Genomic DNA, 19,104 nt, shown 5'->3' on the forward strand with positions numbered 1-19,104 from the left:
CTTCACTGCGAACTAGTTCCTGCTTCAGGCCAAATCTCCGGGTCGTGGACGCCGTCGTGTTCCCGCACACATTCGAGGTCGGGGTCTTCGGCAATGAAGGCGTAAATCCGACAGGCAGCCAGCGAAACCCATTGGTTGGTCAGGTCGTAGAACTCCCCCCGGGAGCTCAAGATAGCCAACGCATACCAGCTGTCGTCAGGAAGCACGATGATTCCAGCGTCGATCATCTGCCGGTATTCCGCGGGACAGCAGTTGGGTCGAAGCCAACCCGCCTTGTGCAGCGACGTTTCGGCCACTTCCAGAGGCAGCCGATCAAGCAAGACCCCGTCAAGGTCTCTTGGAGAATTCAACGAATGTGAGGTATCTAGCAGCCACTGTTGAAGAGCGGCATTCTCGCCGGGTTCTAGAAGATCGCCCTTATACAGACGGGCAAAGAAAAGAGCCAGGTCGGCCATGGTGGTTCGGTTGCCCAGAGGATTCTCGGGGTTGAAACTACTGGCCACCCGATTGGGGTCCTGGAAGCGCCACGCCTCTAGCCGGGTGTCACGCAACCGGGCCACATTCCGTGTCCAGGCATTCACCGCGTCAACTCCCCCGGCCAGATCGATCAACCTTCCTCCCGCCAAATTGTCAGACAGAATCAAGGCGGCATGAGCCTGCGATCTCACCGCCTCCAGCCCGGCCGCGTCGAGTGCGGCTGCAGCCCACAACGGCTTGACCGCGCTGGCCGAGATCCGAGACTCCGTTGCTTCATAGCCGTGGAGTGTCTCGTCGGGAAGCACCACTGCTATCGAGATTTGCCCGTCGGGATTCCATTCCTCGGAGATCTCGGCCAGAAACTCGAACTCTTCAGCCAGCTCAAAATGAAACTCTCCAGCCAAGGAGTCCAAGAACTCTTGAGCGGAGCGATCAGGAGTCGGGGTTGGCTCGACGGTCGGTTCAGGGGTGGCGGGCACTGCCGCCTCGATGGTGGGGCTCGGCGTTGGTGCTGGCGTCGGAGACGTCTGTGTGGGCACCGCGGTGGGCACCGGAGTCGGCGCCAATGTGGGAGTGGCCTCCCCGCCAATTGCGGTCACCTCCAGCACCACTTCGGATTCCTCGGCGCAGGCCGCAGCCCCACAGAGCAGCCCAAGGGCCACCAATGCCGTGCTCAGCCGGGCGAACCCGCCAGGGGATGTCAGCCGCACTCGATGTTTTCTGAGGACAGCACCAGGTCGATGAGATAGTTGTCCACCACCTCGTCCACGCACGGATGCTGGCCATAGCTGGTGTGACCTGTGCCGTTGTAGGTGAGCAATACACCAGTCTCCAGGGCTTCGGCCACCGCCACCGCCCACTCATAGGGCGTGGCGTTGTCGCCGCGATTCCCCACTACCAGCACCGATGGAGCATCCGGGGCCCGGATCGGATCGAGCGGCCGAGGCTCAGTGTCGGCCCAATACACGCACATGCGGGCCTCGGCGGCTGCGGCTCGCCCAAAGGTGCCGGCCTCCTCGGTCATCCGCTCTATGAACAGGTCCAATTTGCTAACGCTCATCCGGCCGCCGTCAGTGCAACTGATGCTGAAGAACGAGCCCAGATCAACTGCCCCCAAATAGAAGTGAGCCAGGTCGTGCATAAGTTGGCCGTCATCCTCCCCCCAAACCTGGGCGAATGCCTGATAGAAGTACGTCCACTGATCTTCGGGGAAATAGGAGACCATCACCAAGGCCAGTTGTGCCTCCCCCGGTCCCACCAGCACATTGCCTTCAGCATCGAGCACCGGGTTGGTTTCTAAGCTGTCCATCAACTGGAGGTAGGCCGATTTGGGACTGCCGACAATCGGGCACGCCGCATCGGCCAGACAGGCGTCGAATATCGCGTCAATCACTCGGGCGAAGCCTCGCATCTGCTCCACCAAGACGTCCTCATGAGTCAGCGACGTGTCCAGCACGCCGTCGATGACCACCGCCCGGGCGTTGGCACCGTATAGGTCGGCGTAGAATTGGCCCAATACCGTGCCATAGCTGTAGCCCAAGAAGCTGATCTGGTCCTCGCCCAAGGCCTGGCGTATCGAGTCCATGTCGTGCACGGTTTGCACCGTGCTGATGAGCTCAGCTCGACCAGTCAAGCCGGCCAAGCAGGCCTCAGCAGCCTGCTGGGCCGCTTCGGCGATGGCGGCTTCGTTCTCCGGGGTATCGGACAGCGCACCCACCAGCTGGAGGTTGTCGGCCTCGTCACGGCAGTTGGGGTTCAGGCTGGCGCTCACCCCCCGGGGGTTCCAGCCCACCACGTCGAATCGGGCCAACACCTGGTCGGACAGTCCTGCGCCATTTTCCAAAAAGCCATGCATATCGCCGCCAGGACCGCCAGGATTCACCAGCAGCGCGCCGATGCGCCGATCCGGGTCGCCAGCCGGGAGCATTCCGAGCTCCAGGGTGATGGTTCCCGCGTCCGGGTCGTTGTGGTCGGCAGGAACTTCCAGTTCAGCGCAGAGATAAACCTGTCCGCAGTCCTGGAAGATGGAGGCATCGGGTTCAGGTTGAACAGCGGTGGGCGCAGGCCCTTCAGTAGGCGCCTCGGAGGGTACAGACCCCTCAGTAGGTGCCGCCTCTTCAGTAGGAGCGGGCATCGCGGCCTCGGTCGGTACTTCCGTCGCAGTGGCGGAGATCGCCGTTGGTTCAGCATTCGATGCTGAAGGCGCATCGGTGCCGTCGGAGCATCCTGCGGCAATCAGGGCCGCAACCAGCAGCACACCCGCTCCGGCAATCGCCCTCGGATACCTTCTCATCAACCCTCCTTGGTCATGGCCTAGTGGCCTCAAGATATACGGGCGCGAAGCCGATTCCGCAGCACCCATCGTGATCACGAGAGTTCGCCAGGGTCGGGTCAGAGGGTGTCGTTGACCCAGGTCATGTTGGTGCTCTCGCCAGCTTCCAGCAATGGCCCGTCGTAGTTGGGGGAGGTCATGACCGAGGCGTCGCGGCGGTAGTTGACGAAATGGACGCCGTCGTCACCGCTGTAGAGCTTGTAGCGGCGGTCGGCGGCCACCCACAAGGTGTCGCCTGCGCCAACCACTCGGCGGCCAACTCGGATCTCGCCCCGCAGCACGTGGATCAGCTCGTCCTGGGAGTGGCTGTGAGCGGAGGATTCGAAATACTGGGGGCGATCGCTAGCCAACAGCCACAGCCGATTGGTGGGTGCTGAAGCGTCGGAGAAGAATCGGGTGCGCTGGGATTCGTCGACCGTGGCCCACACCCCGCCGGGGCCGACTATCCGCACACTTCGGCCATCGGATTCGGCCGGGCCTCTCAGCCCGTCGGTCGGCGGCGCGGAATCGGCGGGACCCATGTGCAAGATGCTGGTGTCGGACTCTGCGATCACGCTGGCAGCCACCCCGGCCTCCACCACCATCGCCCCGTCGGCAGGGCAGACCCGCCCGTCGACGGCCAGGCTGCCGGAGCGCACGTACACGGCCTCGTCGCCGTGCTCGGTGCCCCACCGCAGTTCGGTGCCCGCAGCCAGGTCGGCGGCTATCAGCCACAGCGATGCTCCGTCAGGGCTCACCGGCCGAGCAGTAAGGCCTCCAGATACCGCGACCGTCGTCGCCGGATAGCGGGTTGTGGCCTCAACTTCGGCGGCGTGGATGACATCGACTGCGCTCACAGAACCTCAATCATCGCGCTTGTTCCATCGGCGGCGTCGGCTTCGGCGGGTTGACGCCAAGTCGACGGCTTCATCCATGGCCGATTGCATGGCCTCTCGCAAGCGGACGGTGAACTCGCTGCGCTGGTTGGAGGAGAGTCGGCCGCTCTCGATGCTCGGTGGCAGCAGCGGTTCACCGATGACGATTGACACCGGGATACGCCGGAGAAACTTGGCCTTGGGGGGCATGGCCTCCTCGGTGCCGGCGATGCCGACCGGGAGGATTGGCACCCCGGTACGAGCCGATAGAAAAGCAGCGCCTCCGTAAATCTCCCCCACCTGACGACCCGAGTGGCGAGTGCCCTCTGGGAACACCAGCAATGGCTCGCCCCTTCGCAACAGGCCAATGGCCGCTTGCAGCGACCGGCGGTCTCCCGCCCCCCGATGCACGGGGAACGATCCGATCATGGCGCTGATCCAGGTGCCGACCCTCCCCTTGAACATCTCGATCTTGGCCAGCGATCGCACCTTACGGGGGCATCGGGAGTTCACCAATGGGCCGTCAAGATTGGACCGGTGTACGGGGGCGATAATGAACGCTCCATCGATTCTCAGCCGCTCGGCGCCGACCATTCTGGTCCGCAGATAGAAGCGCCCAACCACCCGGATCAAACCCCGCAACAACCAGTACAGAATCTGGGCCCGACGAGTGGCCCAGATGGCCAGCACCCGGTCTTCCAAATGCTGTTCAGACATGGTTGTGCAAGGCCTTCCACACTCGCCGGGGTGACGTCGGCATGTCCAGATGTCGGATTCCCAGATGACTCAGTGCGTCGATTACCGCATTCTGCACCGCGGCGGTGGCCCCAACTGTGCCCGACTCGCCGACGCCCTTGGCCCCCAGCAGGTTCCGATCGGTGGGGGTCTCCGATCTGATCAGCTCGAAACTGGGAAGCTCAGCCGCCGAGATCACCGGGTAATCGGCAAAGTTGGTAGTAATCGGGTTGGCCTGAGCGTCATAAGACAACTCCTCCATAAGCGCCTGCGCGACACCGCCGGCGATTCCCCCGTGGATCTGGCCTTCGAAGATGAGTGGATTCAAAACGGTGCCAGCGTCGTCCACCGCTACCAGCCGCACCAGCTCCGTCCCGCCGGTCTCCGCATCCACCTCTACTACTGCCACGTGGGCGCCGAACGGGAAGGTCTGGCCACCGGACTCGAAATCCGATTCCACCGTCAGCGGGCTGTTCAGAGCAGTGGCCACGGCCGCCCACCCCACCGACACCGCCGGGGTTCCGGCCACATGAAATGTGCCCGCCTCCCGATCGTGGACCACATCGCCGACCGCGGCCTCCAAGAGATCGGCCGCCGTCGGCAGCACCTCCTCCACCAGCCGCTGAGAGGCATCGACCAGCATCGATCCCACGATCTGGGCCGAACGTGAACCACCGGTGACCTGCCCCCGAGGGGTGCAGTCGGTGTCGCCGCCCACCGCAACCACCCGATCCAGGTCGATGCCCAGCGCGTCGGCCACGATCATCGGCCACACCGTCTCGTGGCCTTGCCCGTGGGGAGTGGAGCTGGTCACCGCCTTGACCATCCCATCGGTGCCCAACTCCACCGAGGCAAAATCCCCCGCCCCGGTAGTGGCGGTGACCTCCACGTAGGTGGACAGGCCGATGCCCAGCAGGCTCTCCGAACCGTTGGCTCGACGGGCGGCTTGCTCGGCCCGCAAGTCGTCGTACCCGACCGCCTCCAATGCGAGATCCAGCGCCTTTTGGTAGTCGCCGGAGTCGTAGCTCATTCCCGACACCGTGGTGTGGGGGAATACCTCCGGGTCGAGAAAGTTTCGGCGGCGCACCTCGGCGGGGTCCATCTCAATTTCCGCGGCGAACAGGTCCACCGCCCGCTCGATGGCCGAGGTGGCTTCAGGCCGACCGGCCCCTCGGAAGGCCCCGTTGGGTGTGGTGGAAGTGGGCACAGAGACCGCCCGATACCCGGCGCAGGCGATGTCGTAGACACCGGTGAACATGGCCATGGTCATTCGGGGCAAGAACCCGGCAATGAGCGGATAGGCCCCGCTGTCTTGGATCACATCGAGCTGATAGGCGGTGATGCGGCCGTCCCGGCTACCGCCCACCACCACATCCTGGATCTGGCCCCGACCACTGCCCAGCCCGGTCATCGACTGGGTGCGGGTTTCCGCCCAGGCACAAGGGCGCCCCAGGTGGCGGGCCAGCCACCCCAGAATGGCCTCTTCGGGGTAGCAGCGGAACTTGGCCCCGAAGCTGCCGCCCACATCGGGGGTGACCACCAGCACCTGACCGGGGTCAAGCCCGTATATGCCCATCAGCGCGGTCTTCACGTTGTGGCTGCCCTGGGTGGCGGTGTGGTGGACCAGCCGGTCGCCCTCCCAGTAGGAGTAGCCGATTCGGGCCTCGATGGGCGCCGCCGACATGCGCTGGTTGTGGAACCGGGCCCGCACCACCACCTCGCACTCTTCAAAGTCGGGCTCTTGGCCCACCCCGCATCGGTACACCGTCTGATCGTCGATCCCCTCGAACAGCACCACGTCGCCCCGCAGCGAGGCCTCCAGATCGGCCAACGGGGGCAGCGGTTCGTAGGACACCGCCACCAAGTCGGCGGCGTCGGCCGCCTGAACAGGGTCGTCGGCCACCACTGCAACCACCGGCTCGCCCACGTAGCGGACCACATCGCGAGCCAGCATGGTGCGAATCATCTGATCGTTCATGCCTGGGAACGGGGTGGGATAGACCACCACGTCGGAGTCGATATCGTCCGCAATGAACACCCCGAGCACACCGGGGGCGGCTGCGGCAACCGCCACTTCCACCGATAAGAGCCGAGCGTGGGGCTCAGTGGAGGTCACATAGGCAACATGAGCAGCGTCGGGGGGGATCAGATTGGCCACAAATGCGCCCTGGCCGGTGAGAAAACGGGGATCCTCCCTTCGCAGAACCGGGTGGCCAAGAATCGAGGGCATCAGTCCTAGTCGATTCGAGTGGAGGCCTCCCTCACTCGAACAAGGCGACGTCGGTGAACTCGATGAGGTTCCCGTCGGGATCGCGGGCGAACGCCGTCTTCACCGGGACGCCGAAGTCCTCCCGCTCGTTCGGCTCAGAGGCAAACTCGAGACCCCGCTCGGCCAACTCGGCCATAGTTGCGTCGAATTCGTCGGTGGGAATGTAGAGGGCGAAGTGGGACATTGCCCCCGCGGTGTCCGGCATCTTGTCCACCTTGCTGAGGTGAAGCTGGGAGGGTCCCATCCGCAGCCACGACCCCGCGAACTCGCCGAAATCGGGACGAGGCAGCTTTTCCAGGCCCAGCTTCCCGATGTAGAAGGCGTCGGCGGCCTCCACATCGGTCACACAGATGTTCACGTGCGAGTAGGCGACTAGCCCTTTGACAGCAGTGCTCATGCCCGCGACTTTATTGGAACGTGGGGGCCTGCTGCCCCCCAGGACGTGTGCAACGAAATCCCAACACCGCAGTCACCGCGCCCCCGGCCGCCAACATGATGTAGCTGGTGCCGAGGTTGCCGATCTGGCCCACCGCCAAAGAGGCTCCGATAATGGTCACCGCGAGGGCCACGCCGAAAGCGTTGCCCACCCGCATCATGGTCTGGAGCACGCTTGATCCGGACGCCAGAACATCGCTGGGCAAGTCGGCCACCATGACGGCGAACAGCGACCCCCAGACCAGGCCTGATCCGATTCCGGCCAGCGTCACGCTGAGCACCCAGGCCACGAGGTCTTCCTGGCCGGCCAGCGTGGCCCACTGCCACACCATGCCTCCCGTCCACATGAGGCTCCCGGCCACGACGAATCTGGCCGGCCCCCACCGGTCGGCCCACCGGCCCGACAAAGCCGAGAGCAGGCCGGTGAACACGAACACCGGGGTCAGCAGCAATCCAGCCTCGAAGATGGTCAGCTCCCAGACAATGGTCAGGTAGTTCACGCCCACCAACTGGTGTCCGAAAAAAGCGATGGAGAACACCAGCATCCCGTAATTGCCCAGCCGAAAGCTCTTGAATCGGAACAGCCTGGGTTCGATCACCGGCAGCCGGTGGCGCATCGACCGCCAAGCCAGCAGCACTAGCACCAGCGGCCCTCCAATCAGGGTTGTCAGCACCACTGGATGGATCCATGACCACTCCCTGCTCTGCACCAGGGCGAACACCATCGCCCCTACCCCGGCCAACACCATGAGGGCTCCCAGCCGATCGGGCAGCTCCGGGGTCTGCGGACTGCGGTGCTCTTGAATGACCTTGCGGATGAACACCAGGGCGATCACCCCGAAGGGCACGTTCATCCAGAACGCCCACCGCCAATCGCCCACATGCACCAGGAGCGCTCCCACCGACGGCCCCATGGCCGCGGCCACCGCGCCGTTGGCCGACCACGCCCCGACGCCGGTCCCCCGGCGGGACACCGGGAAGGCGTCGATCACGATGGCGGCCCCCATGGGAAGGCTCAGCGATGTTCCGATCCCCTGGAGGGCCCGGGCGACGATAAGCACTCCGGTGCTGGGGGCCAGCGCCGCCCCCGCCGACGCCAGGGTGAACACCGCGATGCCGGCCATCAGGGTCCGCCGCCGCCCCCATCGCTCGCCCAAGACCCCGCCGATCACCAGAGTGGCCGCCCCGACGATGGTGAAAGAGTTGATAATCCACGACAGCTCGGCCTCGCTGGCGTCGGGGAAGGACTCCTTCAGGTCGGCGTAGACCACGAAGATGATCGACAGCGACATCGCCGTCTGGAAGCTGGCCAAGCTCACCACCACCAGCACCAGCCAGGCCCGGCGCATGACCGCCGGGTCAATGGCTGCTTGCTGCATCACCGAACGACTGTAACCCCCTTGCCTCCCGCCAAACGGATGGCAGCAGTGGCAGGGGCGATAGCTAGCCTTCTGGCGTGGTCTCGTTCTATGACACCCGGCGTCGGGAGATCGTGCCGTTCGAGCCGCTGGTCGAGAGCCAGGTGTCGATGTATGTGTGCGGCCCCACCGTTTACGACGATCCCCATGTAGGCCATGCCCGCACCGCACTCACCTTCGACATGATCCGCCGCTATCTCCAATGGCGGGGCTTCGAGGTCACCTTTGTATCCAACATCACCGACATCGACGACAACATCATCAACCGAGCATTTGAAACCGGGACCACTGAGCCCGAGCTCGCCGCCCGCTACGAGCAGGTTTATGTCGACCAAATGGACCGATTCGGCATCGCTCGACCCGACCACCGGCCCCACGCCACTGAATACGTGGCGGAGATGCTGGATTTCATCGGCGACCTGGTGGAACGGGGTGCGGCCTACGCCATCGAGGGCAAAGGGGTCTACTTCTCGGTGGCGGCCCACGACCGCTACGGCGACCTCATCGGGCGCACTCCTGAGGAGTTGCGGGAAGGGGCCGGCGCCCGAGTGGAAGTAGACGTCGAAAAGGTCGACCCGCTGGACTTTGCCCTCTGGAAGGCGGCCAAACCGGGCGAGCCGGTGTGGGACTCGCCGTGGGGACCGGGCCGCCCCGGCTGGCACATCGAGTGCGTGGCCATGGCCACCGATCTATTGGGCGAGGCCTTCGACATCCACGGCGGGGGCGACGACCTGGCCTTCCCCCACCATCAAAACGAGGTGGCCGAGGCTGAAGGAGCTGATCTGGGCTTCGCCCGCCACTGGATCCACGGCGCCATGCTCAACGTGAACGGCGAGAAGATGGCCAAGTCGCTGGGAAACTTCACCACCCTGTCCGATTTGCTCGACGCCTTCGAGCCCCAAGTGCTGCGGTTGCTGATGCTGCAAACCCACTACCGCACGGTCATGGAGTTGAGCGACGACGCCCTAGCCGGAGCAGCCGGTGCGCTGGACCGGCTCCGGGCCTGGCATCGTCGGGCCTCCGCCGCTGGCCTAGACCCCGCGGCAACGCCCGACGCCGATGCGGTCGCCCGGTTTACCGCGGCCATGGACGACGATTTCGGTACTCCCGCTGGTTTGGCGGTGGTGTTCGACCTGGTTAGGGAGGCCAACGCCGCGCTGGATGGCGGAGCCATCGAACGAGCGGCAACGGCCCACGCCACGGTGTGCGATTTGGCCAGCGCGCTGGGCCTGGTTTTGGCCAGCGACGACCAAGCAAGCGATGACGCCTTGGCCGCAGAGGTGGAGAAGCTGCTGGCCGAACGGGACGAGGCTCGCATGGCCAAAGACTTCGCTTCCGCCGACCGCATACGCGACGAGCTGGCTGACCGGGGCATCGTGTTGGAGGACACTCCCGGCGGCACGATCTGGAGAAAACCCTGAGAAAGTTCCAGACCCAGCTTTTCGGTCAACCGGTGGCGGAGATCGAGATACTGGACGATCAGTCGGGCACCACGCGAAGAACCCGGGCTCGGCTGCGTTTGGACGATGGCCAAGAGCTGGCTGTGTTCATCAAGCGACCATCCCGCTCCCCAATCGCCCGGGCCTTTGTGGCGGTGCCTCGGCTCGGCCAAGCCGAAGTCAGGTTCTATACCGAGCTGCGCGACCAAGTTCCCATCGCCACCCCCCATTGCCATGGTGCTGACCGCTTCTGGCGCGGCTTCATGGTGGTCCTTGAGGATCTGACCGATTCCGGTGCAACGTTGCGGTCGTCCACCGATGCCATAACTTCCGATGAGGCCGCCTCGCTGCTGGCCTCACTGGCGGCCATGCACCAGCAGTGGTGGGGGCGCACTGAGTTGCATCCGTGGCTGGCTCTCAATCCCCGGCGGGAACAGAAGCTGGGCGCATTGCTCAGCCCCTCACTCTGTCGGTTGGGGCTCTGGCGGGTTGGCTCGGCGGTTCCCGAGCCGCTTCACCAAGCCATCTCCCGCTACGCCCGCAATCGCCGGGCGGCCCAGGAGGCAATGTCGGCTGGGCCGACGACGCTGATCCACAACGATTGCCACCCGGGAAACCAGTTTGTCGCCGCTGACGGCCGTCCCGGTCTCATCGATTGGCAGCTGTGTCGAGCGGGACCGTGGGCTCGAGACGTCGCATACCTGCTGGCCACCTCGCTGGAGCCCGAGACGCGCCAAAGCACCGAGAAAGATCTGCTGGCCGACTATCTGAACCAATTGGGCCCCGTCGCTCCGACTGTTGAAGAGGCCTGGCTGGCCTATCGACGCAATGTCGTCTATGCGGTCGAGGCCATGTTGGTGACCGCCGCGGTGGGAGTGATGATGCCCAAGTCCACATCCACCACCCTGGTGAGCCGCGCGGCAAGGGCGGCTGCCGACCTAGATTCATTCGGCGCGCTATGACCGAGTCGTTCCCCCGCCAGCACGCCCGAACCCGGGGCTTCACATTGGGAGCGCCCCGCAGCTTCACTGTTTCTGACGATGGCCGCCGGGTGGCCTTTCTGCGCAGCATGGCCGGTGACGATCCGGTGAACCGGCTTTGGCTGCTCGACACGTCCGCCGGTGAGGAGGTTGTGGTCGCCGATCCGGTCGAGCTCTTAGCCGACCCCGGTGAGGAGAATTTGCCGCCAGCTGAGCGGGCCCGTCGGGAGCGGGCCCGGGAAAGCGGGGGTGGCATCGTGGCCTACGCCGGCGATCCAGGCTTGACCAGGATCGCCTTCACCTTGGATGGGCGGGTGTTCCTGGCCGATATGGCCGAGGGCACCGTCGAATCGCTGCCCGCAGCGTCAGGCGCGTTCGACCCCCGCCCCTCACCCGACGGGCAGCGGGTGGCTTATGTCTCCGGCTCCGGCCTGCGAGTGGTGGACGCCTCGGCCGACGGCCTTGATCGACCAGCTATTGACGAGCCCGGCGACACCGTGAGCTGGGGATCGGCCGAGTTCATCGCCGCCGAGGAGATGGGCCGCAGCCGGGGATTCTGGTGGTCACCCGACAGCCAGCGTCTGCTGGTAGCCCGGGTGGACACCGCCGGGGTGCCCGTGTGGCATATCGCCTCGCCGGCTGATCCGGCGGCGGCTCCGGTGCCCATGGCCTACCCCGCCGCCGGCACGGTCAACGCCGACGTCTCTTTGGCCATCCTTGGGCTCGACGGCAGACGGGTCGAGGTGGGCTGGGAACAAGACGCCTTCGAATACCTGGCCCGGGCTGCGTGGGCACCCCGGTCGAACCCCGTGATCACCGTGCAGAGCCGCGACCAGCGCACGGTGGTGTTCCTAGAAGTAGACCCCGATACCGGAGCAACCACCGAGGTTGCCCGCCAGACCGACAAGCACTGGGTGGAGTTAGTGCCCGGCACGCCGACGTGGACAGGCGAACGGCTAGTGACCGTCGAGGACCGGGAGTCGGCCCGATGCCTGGTGATCGACAGCAACACAGCCACCCCGGACGCCTTGCAAGTGCGAAGTGTGGTGTCGGCCGATGAGCACCGGGTGGTGTTCACCGCGTCGGACGACCCCACCGAAGTCCACGTTTGGCATCTCGACGGCGATGGCAATCTGGATCGGCTCAGCGACTGGGCGGGGGTCCACAGCGCAGCCGCGGGAGGCGGGACTGTGGTGGTGGTTCGGGCCGCGGGAACCGATCGAGAGGCGGCGGTGGAGGTGGTCACCCCCACCGAGCGCATGTCAATTGGTTCGGAAGCCGCGACGCCGTCGTTGTCTCCCTCGCCCCAGTTCTCCGTGATCGGCAGACGGGACTTGCGCACCGCGGTGCTGTACCCGTCGGACGACGACGGAGCCGATGGCGATTCGCTGCCAGTGCTGCTCGACCCCTATGGCGGCCCCCATGCCCAGCGAGTGCTGAAGGCCCGCTCGCCGTTCCTCGTGTCGCAATGGTTCGCCGACCAGGGGTTCGCGGTGGTGATCACCGATGGCCGGGGCACCCCCGCCCGCGGCCCGGCTTGGGAGCGGGCGGTGGCTGGCGATCTGGCCCACCCGGTGCTCGAAGACCAGATCGACGCCCTCGATGCGCTGGCCGGTCAGCATCCCCGTCTCGACCTGGGCCGGGTGGCCGTGCGGGGCTGGTCGTTCGGCGGCTACCTGGCCGCGCTGGCCGTGTTGGCCCGTCCCGACCGCTTCCACGCCGCCATTGCCGGGGCCCCGGTCACCGATTGGCGCCTCTACGACACCCACTACACCGAGCGCTATCTGGGCCACCCCGACCAAAACCCCGAGGCCTACACCCGCACCAGCCTGCTCGAGTTGGCCAGCGGACTCTCCCGCCCCCTGCTGTTGATCTGTGGCTTGGCCGACGACAACGTGTTCGCGGCCCACACCCTCCAGCTGTCGCAGACACTGTTCGAAGCCGGCCGCCCCCACCAGGTGCTCCCCCTGCCCGGCGTCACTCATATGACTCCTCAGGAGCAGGTAGCCGAGAACCTGCTCCTGCTGCAACGGACCTTCCTCTTCGACAGCCTCGACATCGGCCCACAAGAATGACTCCATGACCCGCATTACTGCCGACGGCGAGATCACCTGCGGGATTCAGCTTCCGATCCAAACCCTCAACGAGCGAATCACACAGCCGTGGGAGGCCGACGCCACCGTGGACGACCTGGTGGCCATCACCCAAGCCGCGGAGGCCGCCGGACTGGGGTTTGTGGGAGTGTGCGACCACATCGCCATCCCCGACAACGAATACGCCGCCCACATGTCCACCACGTGGTACGACCCGATCGCCACCCTCGGCTTTTTGGGAGCGGCCACCAGCACCATCCGGCTGCTGTCGGAGGTGTACGTCCTTCCCTATCGCCATCCTCTGACCACCGCGAATTCGTTCTGCACCCTCGACCATCTCACCGGCGGAAGGGCCTTGATGGGGGTGGGTGCCGGCCACGTCGAGGCCGAATTCGAAGCGCTGGGCTTGAGCTTTGCCGACCGCGGCCGAATGACCGACGAGGCCATCGACGCCGTGCGGGTCGCCGTGGGGGCCGCTGGTGGGTTCTGCGAGTTCAGCGGGGAGTTCTACGACTTCAAGGATGTGGGAGTGGGTCCCGCCGCTGCCCAGAGCGAGATTCCCATTTGGATCGGAGGCAGCACCCGACCGGCCCTGCGCCGGGTGGTGGAGCGGGGAGACGGCTGGATTCCCCAGGGCACGCCTCGGGAGGCCATGGCCGAACAGATTGACTACATGCGGGCCCACGCCGACGTCGTAGGCCGCGACCTCGATGAGGTGGACTTCGGCTGGTTGGCCGGGGCCGTTTATGTCGGCGATCCTCCGGAAGGGCTCTTTCTGCCGGGATGGCCGTACATCGGCGGCTCACCCGACCAGGTTGCCGAGTCGCTTCGCTACGCCCACGAACTGGGTACCTCGGTGCTGTTCCTGTTCTTCCGATCTCGCGACGCGTCCGAGTACATCGACCAGATCGCCCGCTTCGGCGCCGAGGTCCTGCCCCTGCTGGAAGCCTGACCATGAGCGGCGTGCTGGCGGGTATGCGGGTGGTGGAGGGATCGGCCTTCGTGGCCTGTCCGTCGGGTGGCATGACCCTGGCTCAGCACGGCGCCGATGTGATCCGCTTCGACGCCATTGGCGGCGGCATCGACTACCACCGCTGGCCGCTCACTCCCGACGGCCAGTCGCTGTATTGGCAGGGGCTGAACAAGGGCAAGCGGTCGATCCAGGTAGACCTCCGCTCCCCCGAGGGGCGGGAGCTGATCATCGCTCTGGCCACCGCCCCCGGCCCCGACGCCGGCATCTTCACCACCAACTTCCCCGCCGTCGGATGGCTGTCGTACGACAGCCTCCGCCAGCACCGCGACGACCTCATCATGGTGGCCATCACCGGCAACCACGACGGCTCCACAGCGGTGGACTACACGGTGAACTGCGCGGTGGGATATCCCTCGCTCACCGGCACCGACGGCACCATCAACCACGTGCTGCCCGCCTGGGACATCATCTGCGGACAGACCGCCGCGGTTGGAGTGCTGGCCGCCGAGCGCCAACGGTCCCGCACCGGTGAGGGGAGCCTGGTGAACCTGGCCCTGTCGGATGTGGCCCTGGCCGCGGTGTCGATGCTGGGCCACGTGGCCGAGGCCCAGCTCCTGGGCACCCAGCGGCCCCGCATCGGCAACGACATCTACGGCGCCTTCGGACGGGATTTCGAGCTGGCCGACGGCGAGCGCATCCAAATCGTGGCGGTGAGCGCCCGCCAGTGGCAGGGAATCGTGGCCGCCTGCGGGATCGGCGATGAGGTGACCGCTCTAGAGGCCGAGACCGGCTTGGACTTCACCCGGGTGGACGGCGATCGCTATTTGGCCCTCGACCGCCTCAATCCGCTGGTGGCCCAGTGGTGCGCCAAACACAGCCTGGCCGAGGCGTCGGCCGCGCTAGACGCCGAAGGAGTGTGCTGGGGCCGTTACCAGTCGATGTTGGAGTTGGTGGCCAACGACCCCCGCTGCTCTACGGAGAATCCGCTATTTGCCGATGTGGAACACCCCGAAACCGGCCAATATCTCACCCCCGGCCCGCCGCTCCGCTTTTCAGATGAGCATCAGGCCGACCCCGGTCCCGCCCCCCGTCTGGGCCAGCACACCGACGAGGTGCTGGCCGATGTGCTCGGACTGTCGGCGGCGGAGATTGCCAGCCTCCACGACCGCCAAGTCGTCGCCTGACCATCTCACCGTCAACGGCGGGCCGCTACCTTGACTCCATGACCATGGACATCGGCCCCGTCGGCGTCTGGACCCGCACCGACAGCTTCTCCACCGGCGAGGCCATCGAGTTCGCCCAGCGGATCGAGGAGCTGGGCTATGGCGCCTTGTGGATCCCCGATGCCTTCGGCCGCGACCCATTCGCCCACGCCTCCCTGCTGCTCAACCACACCTCCACGCTGGTGCTGGCCACCGGGGTGGTCAACATCCACCTGCGGGAGGCCCAAGCCACTTCCTGCGCTCAGAAGGAGCTGCACGATCAGTCGGGCGGCCGATTTCTGCTCGGCCTCGGGGTGTCGCACCAAGCGCCGGTGGAGCGCATGCAGGGCAAGCCCTACCCCGCGCCCATCCCGTCGATGCGGGAGTACCTCGACAAGATGGAAAACGCCATGTGGTGGGGTCCGGAGATCGACGGCGAGCCCCCTATGGTGCTGGCCGCTCTCGGCCCGCTGATGCTGAAGCTAGCCGCCGAGCGCACCCTGGGCGCCCATCCCTACTTCGCCCCGCCGGAGAACTCCCGGCGGTCCCGGGAGATCATGGGACCCGACGCCTGGATCTGCCCGGAGCAGAAGGTGATGCTGGAAACCGACCCGGATCGGGCCCGGGAGCGGGCCCGGGCGGCCATGGTCGGGCCACTGCACATGCCCAACTACCGCAACAACCTCATGCGCTGCGGCTTCGAGGAGAGCGCCCTCGACGACGGCGGCTCCGACGAGGTGGTCGACGCCGTGGTGGCCTGGGGCGACGAGGGGGTCCTGGTGAAGCGGGTACACCAGCACCTCGAGGCCGGGGCTACCCACGTGTGCATCCAACCGCTCGACCCCGCGGACAAGACCCGCCCCAGCCTCGAAACCCTCGAGACCCTCGCCCCACTCTTGAACGGAGCGTGACCCGCCATGGCCAGTGAATTCCAAGACCGGGTGGCCCTGGTCACCGGGGCCGGAGACGAGATCGGCCTGGGGTTCGCCCACGCCAGCTACCTGGCCGAGCGCGGGGCCAAGATCGTGCTCAACGACTTCGGCAGCGGAACACTGGGGCTGGCCGAGCAGGGCATCAATCCCGACATCGCCGAGGATGCCGCTCAGCGCATCCGCGACGCCGGCGGCGAGGCCATCGCCAACAACGGCGACGTCGGCGACGAAACCACCGCCCAGCAGATGGCGTCAGCCGCTCTGGAGGCCTGGGGCCGCATAGACATCCTCATCAACAACGCCGGGTTCGCCAGCGCATCGTTCTTTCCCGATATCGACGCCGACGACATGCACCGCCACGTGGGGGTGACCCTCCTGGGATGCCTCAACACCGCCAAGGCGGTGTGGCCCCACATGGTGGAGCGGGGTCACGGGCGCATCATCAACACCGGCTCTCCGGCATGCTTCGGCAACCCCACCGCCTCCTACGCCGCCACCAAGTCGGGGCTGTTCGGCTTCACCCGCACCCAGGCCATCTTCGGCCAAGCCCACAACATCACCGCCAACCTCTTGTTGCCGGCGGCCATCTCCCGTCTGACCGAGGGCCTGCCTGAATCGCCGTTCAAGTCGCACCTGCGGGAGCATTTCGGCGCCGAGAAGGTGGCTCCGGTGGTGGCCCATCTGGTGAGCGATCAGTGCACGGTGAACGGCGAGGCATTCACCGTGGGCGGCGGCCAGTTCGCCCGAATCGTGTACGCCGCTTCTCCGGCCCAGGAGATTGACTTGACCATGGAATCGGTGGCTCAGGGCATGGCCAGCGCTATGGACACCTCCGACTGGACCCCCCAGGGTTCCACCGCGGAGAGCTTGGTGCATTTGGGCATGCCCCCCGAACTGGAGCAGATGTAAGGATTATCGCTATGGCACTGGTTACCGACCAAGAGATCGAGGACTTTTGGCGCGACGGCGTGGTGGTGATCCGGAGGGTGCTCTCAGACAAGACCCTGGCGTCGATGGCCAAGCCGGTGGAGCGCGCGCTGGGCGCAGAGGAAATGAACAACATGACCGAGATGGGCGCCATTGTGGTTCCGCCCAGCGGGGGAACGGTGCTCAACGACCCCGCCGCAGCCAAGAGGGGCGCCCCCCGGGGCCAGTTCCACGGCGGCACCGATCACTGGTGGAGCGATCCCGACTTCGAGAATTTCGCCACCCGGTCCCCCCTACCTCAGCTGGCCGCTGAATTGATGAAGAGCCAGGAGCTGTGGTTCTACGAGGACAGCGTGCTGGTGAAGGAACCCCATACCGAAGAACCCACCTCAATCCACCAAGACATGGCCTACTTCCAGTTGGAGGGCGACAAAGTGTGTACCACTTGGTGCCCGCTCGACCCCATCAGCAAGGAGACCGGAGCCACCGTCTATGTGAAGGGCTCGCATCGCTGGGAGCGGAACTTCCGGCCTAACTGGTTCGTGAGCCAGCTCTCCATGCCCAACACCGACGGCGAAGAAGTCCCCCAATTCGACCGGGACGACGCCGAACATCTGCTCTGTTTCGACATGGAGCCTGGTGACGTGGCCGTCCACCACGCAATGACCCTTCACGGCGCCCACGCCAACGTCACCGACCAGTGGCGCCGGGCCATCTCGGTGCGCTACTGCGGCGACGACACCGTCTACCGCTTCAAGCGGGGCACCCCCCTAAAGCCCCACCACTCCGAAGTCACCGAGGGCGATCCCGTCGACCACCCCCGCTGTCCCCAAGTCTGGCCCCGCTAACCCAACTCGGGGCCGAGTACGGAGACGAAGGAGACCATTTCGCCGGGGTAGCCGCCGAGGTTGTGGACGAGGCCGAGGTTGCGGTTCGACAGGTCGATCTGGCGGTCGTCGCCGGCTTGGCCCCGGAGTTGGAGCCAGCACTCGTAGTGCATGCGCAGACCGGAGGCGCCCACGGGATGGCCGAAGGCCTTGAGGCCGCCGTCGGTGTTGATGGGCATGTCGCCGTTGCGCTCGAAGGTCCCGGCCAGCACCTCTTTCCAGGCGGTGCCCCGCTCGCAAAAGCCCAGGTCTTCCATGAGCACCATCTCGGTGGGGGTGAAGCAGTCGTGGACCTCGGCCATGGCCAGCGCCGATCGGGGGTCGTCGATCCCCGCCTGGCGGTAAGCGTCAGCCCCGGCCATCTCGCACTCCGGGAACGTGGTGTAGTCGTAGTCGGGGTCGATGAGCCCGCCGCCGGTGCCCGACACGAACGAGAGCGCTTTGATGTACAGCGGATCCTCGCAGTACTTGTGGGCATCGGCCGCCCGCACCACGATGGCGGCAGCCGAACCGTCGGCCACGCCGGAGCAGTCGAACACTGACAGCCGCCCGGCCACCGAGGCCATCTCGCAGATCTTCTCGGCCGGCATCTCCCGGCGGAATTGGGCCAGTGGGTTGAGCGCCCCATTGCGGTGGTTCTTCTCTGCAATTTTGGCCACCACCATGCGCAGCTCGTCCTCGTCAACTCCGTAGCGGGCGGCGTAAGCCGGGAGCACCAGGCTGTACATGGCCGCGGCGGTCAGATTCCGCTTGGTGCCGTCGTGGGGGGCGGGGGCGGCGTTCAAACCCTGGTAGCCAGAGTCCTTGATCTTCTCCACCCCAATGGCCATGGCTATGTCGTAGGCCCCGCTGGCCACCGCGTAGGAAGCTTGGCGCAACGCCTCGGAGCCGGTGGCGCAGAAATTCTCCACCCGGGTGACCGGCTTGCCCTCCAGCTTCAGGGGCTGGCTCAGCGTCAACCCGCTCATGCCACTAGAGGCAGTTCCCAGCCAGAAGGCGTCGACATCGTCTTTGGCCACTCCGGCGGAGTCGAACGCCGCGGTGGCGGCGTCGATCAGCAGATCATCGGTCCCCTTGTCCCAGTGCTCACGGAATTGGGTGCAGCCCATTCCGATGATCGCCACCTGGTCTTTGATGCCATGACTAGCCAC

The 19,104-nt window shown here is 65.8% G+C and carries 16 protein-coding genes; 8 read left to right on the forward strand and 8 right to left on the reverse strand.

Annotated features, from left to right (window positions below; genetic code table 11):
* Positions 1–2: 2 nt before the first annotated feature.
* The 7 genes from ACOGXH_RS12980 to ACOGXH_RS13010 all read right to left on the reverse strand — a co-directional run bounded on the left by ACOGXH_RS12980 (position 3) and on the right by ACOGXH_RS13010 (position 8,481).
* On the reverse strand, positions 3–1,187 hold the full coding sequence (locus tag ACOGXH_RS12980; protein ID WP_419929513.1) for a serine hydrolase: 1,185 nt from the start codon (positions 1,185–1,187) through the stop codon (positions 3–5).
* The gene (locus ACOGXH_RS12985) at positions 1,178–2,770 is read right to left on the reverse strand and encodes an alpha/beta fold hydrolase (RefSeq protein WP_419929514.1); all 1,593 of its coding nucleotides are present in this window, start codon (positions 2,768–2,770) and stop codon (positions 1,178–1,180) included. The genes ACOGXH_RS12980 and ACOGXH_RS12985 overlap by 10 nt, the downstream gene beginning before the upstream one ends.
* Positions 2,771–2,868: 98 nt before the next feature.
* A complete protein-coding gene (locus ACOGXH_RS12990; RefSeq protein ID WP_419929515.1) occupies positions 2,869–3,645 on the reverse strand; it encodes a hypothetical protein in 777 nt (258 codons plus the stop codon).
* Positions 3,646–3,651: 6 nt separating this feature from the next.
* Positions 3,652–4,380 carry a lysophospholipid acyltransferase family protein gene (locus tag ACOGXH_RS12995; protein WP_419929516.1) on the reverse strand — a complete coding sequence of 243 codons (729 nt, stop codon included), beginning with the start codon at positions 4,378–4,380 and terminating at the stop codon, positions 3,652–3,654.
* The gene (locus ACOGXH_RS13000) at positions 4,373–6,628 is read right to left on the reverse strand and encodes a xanthine dehydrogenase family protein molybdopterin-binding subunit (protein WP_419929517.1); all 2,256 of its coding nucleotides are present in this window, start codon (positions 6,626–6,628) and stop codon (positions 4,373–4,375) included. The genes ACOGXH_RS12995 and ACOGXH_RS13000 overlap by 8 nt, the downstream gene beginning before the upstream one ends.
* 31 nt (positions 6,629–6,659) lie before the next feature.
* Complete coding sequence (locus tag ACOGXH_RS13005; RefSeq protein WP_419929518.1) at positions 6,660–7,064, reverse strand: VOC family protein; 405 nt, start codon at positions 7,062–7,064, stop codon at positions 6,660–6,662.
* A 10-nt stretch (positions 7,065–7,074) separates the two neighbouring features.
* Positions 7,075–8,481 (reverse strand): MFS transporter, encoded by a 1,407-nt coding sequence (locus ACOGXH_RS13010; protein ID WP_419930374.1) that lies wholly within the window; start codon positions 8,479–8,481, stop codon positions 7,075–7,077.
* Positions 8,482–8,558: 77 nt separating this feature from the next.
* Between ACOGXH_RS13010 and cysS the strand changes: the two genes are divergently transcribed.
* From cysS to ACOGXH_RS13050, 8 genes are read left to right on the forward strand one after another with little or no spacing between them, the layout of a single operon-like run.
* The gene (gene cysS, locus ACOGXH_RS13015; RefSeq protein WP_419929519.1) at positions 8,559–9,941 is read left to right on the forward strand and encodes a cysteine--tRNA ligase; all 1,383 of its coding nucleotides are present in this window, start codon (positions 8,559–8,561) and stop codon (positions 9,939–9,941) included.
* Between the two features lie 32 nt (positions 9,942–9,973).
* Entirely contained in the window at positions 9,974–10,921 is a 948-nt protein-coding gene (locus ACOGXH_RS13020) for an aminoglycoside phosphotransferase family protein (RefSeq protein WP_419929520.1), read from the forward strand.
* Positions 10,918–13,014: a prolyl oligopeptidase family serine peptidase gene (locus ACOGXH_RS13025; RefSeq protein WP_419929521.1), complete on the forward strand. Its 2,097-nt coding sequence runs from the start codon at positions 10,918–10,920 to the stop codon at positions 13,012–13,014. The genes ACOGXH_RS13020 and ACOGXH_RS13025 overlap by 4 nt, the downstream gene beginning before the upstream one ends.
* Before the next feature lie 4 nt (positions 13,015–13,018).
* Positions 13,019–13,984 (forward strand): TIGR03619 family F420-dependent LLM class oxidoreductase, encoded by a 966-nt coding sequence (locus ACOGXH_RS13030; protein WP_419929522.1) that lies wholly within the window; start codon positions 13,019–13,021, stop codon positions 13,982–13,984.
* Between the two features lie 2 nt (positions 13,985–13,986).
* Complete coding sequence (locus ACOGXH_RS13035; RefSeq protein ID WP_419929523.1) at positions 13,987–15,189, forward strand: CoA transferase; 1,203 nt, start codon at positions 13,987–13,989, stop codon at positions 15,187–15,189.
* A 38-nt stretch (positions 15,190–15,227) separates the two neighbouring features.
* Complete coding sequence (locus ACOGXH_RS13040) at positions 15,228–16,118, forward strand: TIGR03620 family F420-dependent LLM class oxidoreductase (protein WP_419929524.1); 891 nt, start codon at positions 15,228–15,230, stop codon at positions 16,116–16,118.
* Positions 16,119–16,124: 6 nt separating this feature from the next.
* Positions 16,125–17,048: an SDR family NAD(P)-dependent oxidoreductase gene (locus tag ACOGXH_RS13045; protein ID WP_419929525.1), complete on the forward strand. Its 924-nt coding sequence runs from the start codon at positions 16,125–16,127 to the stop codon at positions 17,046–17,048.
* An 11-nt stretch (positions 17,049–17,059) separates the two neighbouring features.
* The gene (locus ACOGXH_RS13050; RefSeq protein ID WP_419929526.1) at positions 17,060–17,914 is read left to right on the forward strand and encodes a phytanoyl-CoA dioxygenase family protein; all 855 of its coding nucleotides are present in this window, start codon (positions 17,060–17,062) and stop codon (positions 17,912–17,914) included.
* Here the strand turns inward: ACOGXH_RS13050 and ACOGXH_RS13055 are convergent.
* Positions 17,911–19,104, reverse strand: a complete 1,194-nt coding sequence (locus ACOGXH_RS13055; RefSeq protein ID WP_419929527.1) for an acetyl-CoA acetyltransferase — start codon at positions 19,102–19,104, stop codon at positions 17,911–17,913. The genes ACOGXH_RS13050 and ACOGXH_RS13055 overlap by 4 nt on opposite strands.

Origin of the sequence: Candidatus Poriferisocius sp. (assembly GCF_965208355.1) — a bacterium.
GTDB lineage: Bacteria > Actinomycetota > Acidimicrobiia > Acidimicrobiales > Bin134 > Poriferisocius.

Bases quoted from the DNA above. Each gene is read 5' to 3' on its own strand.
- ACOGXH_RS12985 (WP_419929514.1), bottom strand. From the start codon at position 2,770: ATGAGAAGGTATCCGAGGGCGATTGCCGGAGCGGGTGTGCTGCTGGTT.
- ACOGXH_RS12995 (WP_419929516.1), bottom strand. From the start codon at position 4,380: ATGTCTGAACAGCATTTGGAAGACCGGGTGCTGGCCATCTGGGCCACT.
- ACOGXH_RS13000 (WP_419929517.1), bottom strand. From the start codon at position 6,628: ATGCCCTCGATTCTTGGCCACCCGGTTCTGCGAAGGGAGGATCCCCGT.
- ACOGXH_RS13005 (WP_419929518.1), bottom strand. From the start codon at position 7,064: ATGAGCACTGCTGTCAAAGGGCTAGTCGCCTACTCGCACGTGAACATC.
- ACOGXH_RS13010 (WP_419930374.1), bottom strand. From the start codon at position 8,481: ATGCAGCAAGCAGCCATTGACCCGGCGGTCATGCGCCGGGCCTGGCTG.
- ACOGXH_RS13025 (WP_419929521.1), top strand. From the start codon at position 10,918: ATGACCGAGTCGTTCCCCCGCCAGCACGCCCGAACCCGGGGCTTCACA.
- ACOGXH_RS13030 (WP_419929522.1), top strand. From the start codon at position 13,019: ATGACCCGCATTACTGCCGACGGCGAGATCACCTGCGGGATTCAGCTT.
- ACOGXH_RS13035 (WP_419929523.1), top strand. From the start codon at position 13,987: ATGAGCGGCGTGCTGGCGGGTATGCGGGTGGTGGAGGGATCGGCCTTC.
- ACOGXH_RS13040 (WP_419929524.1), top strand. From the start codon at position 15,228: ATGACCATGGACATCGGCCCCGTCGGCGTCTGGACCCGCACCGACAGC.
- ACOGXH_RS13045 (WP_419929525.1), top strand. From the start codon at position 16,125: ATGGCCAGTGAATTCCAAGACCGGGTGGCCCTGGTCACCGGGGCCGGA.
- ACOGXH_RS13050 (WP_419929526.1), top strand. From the start codon at position 17,060: ATGGCACTGGTTACCGACCAAGAGATCGAGGACTTTTGGCGCGACGGC.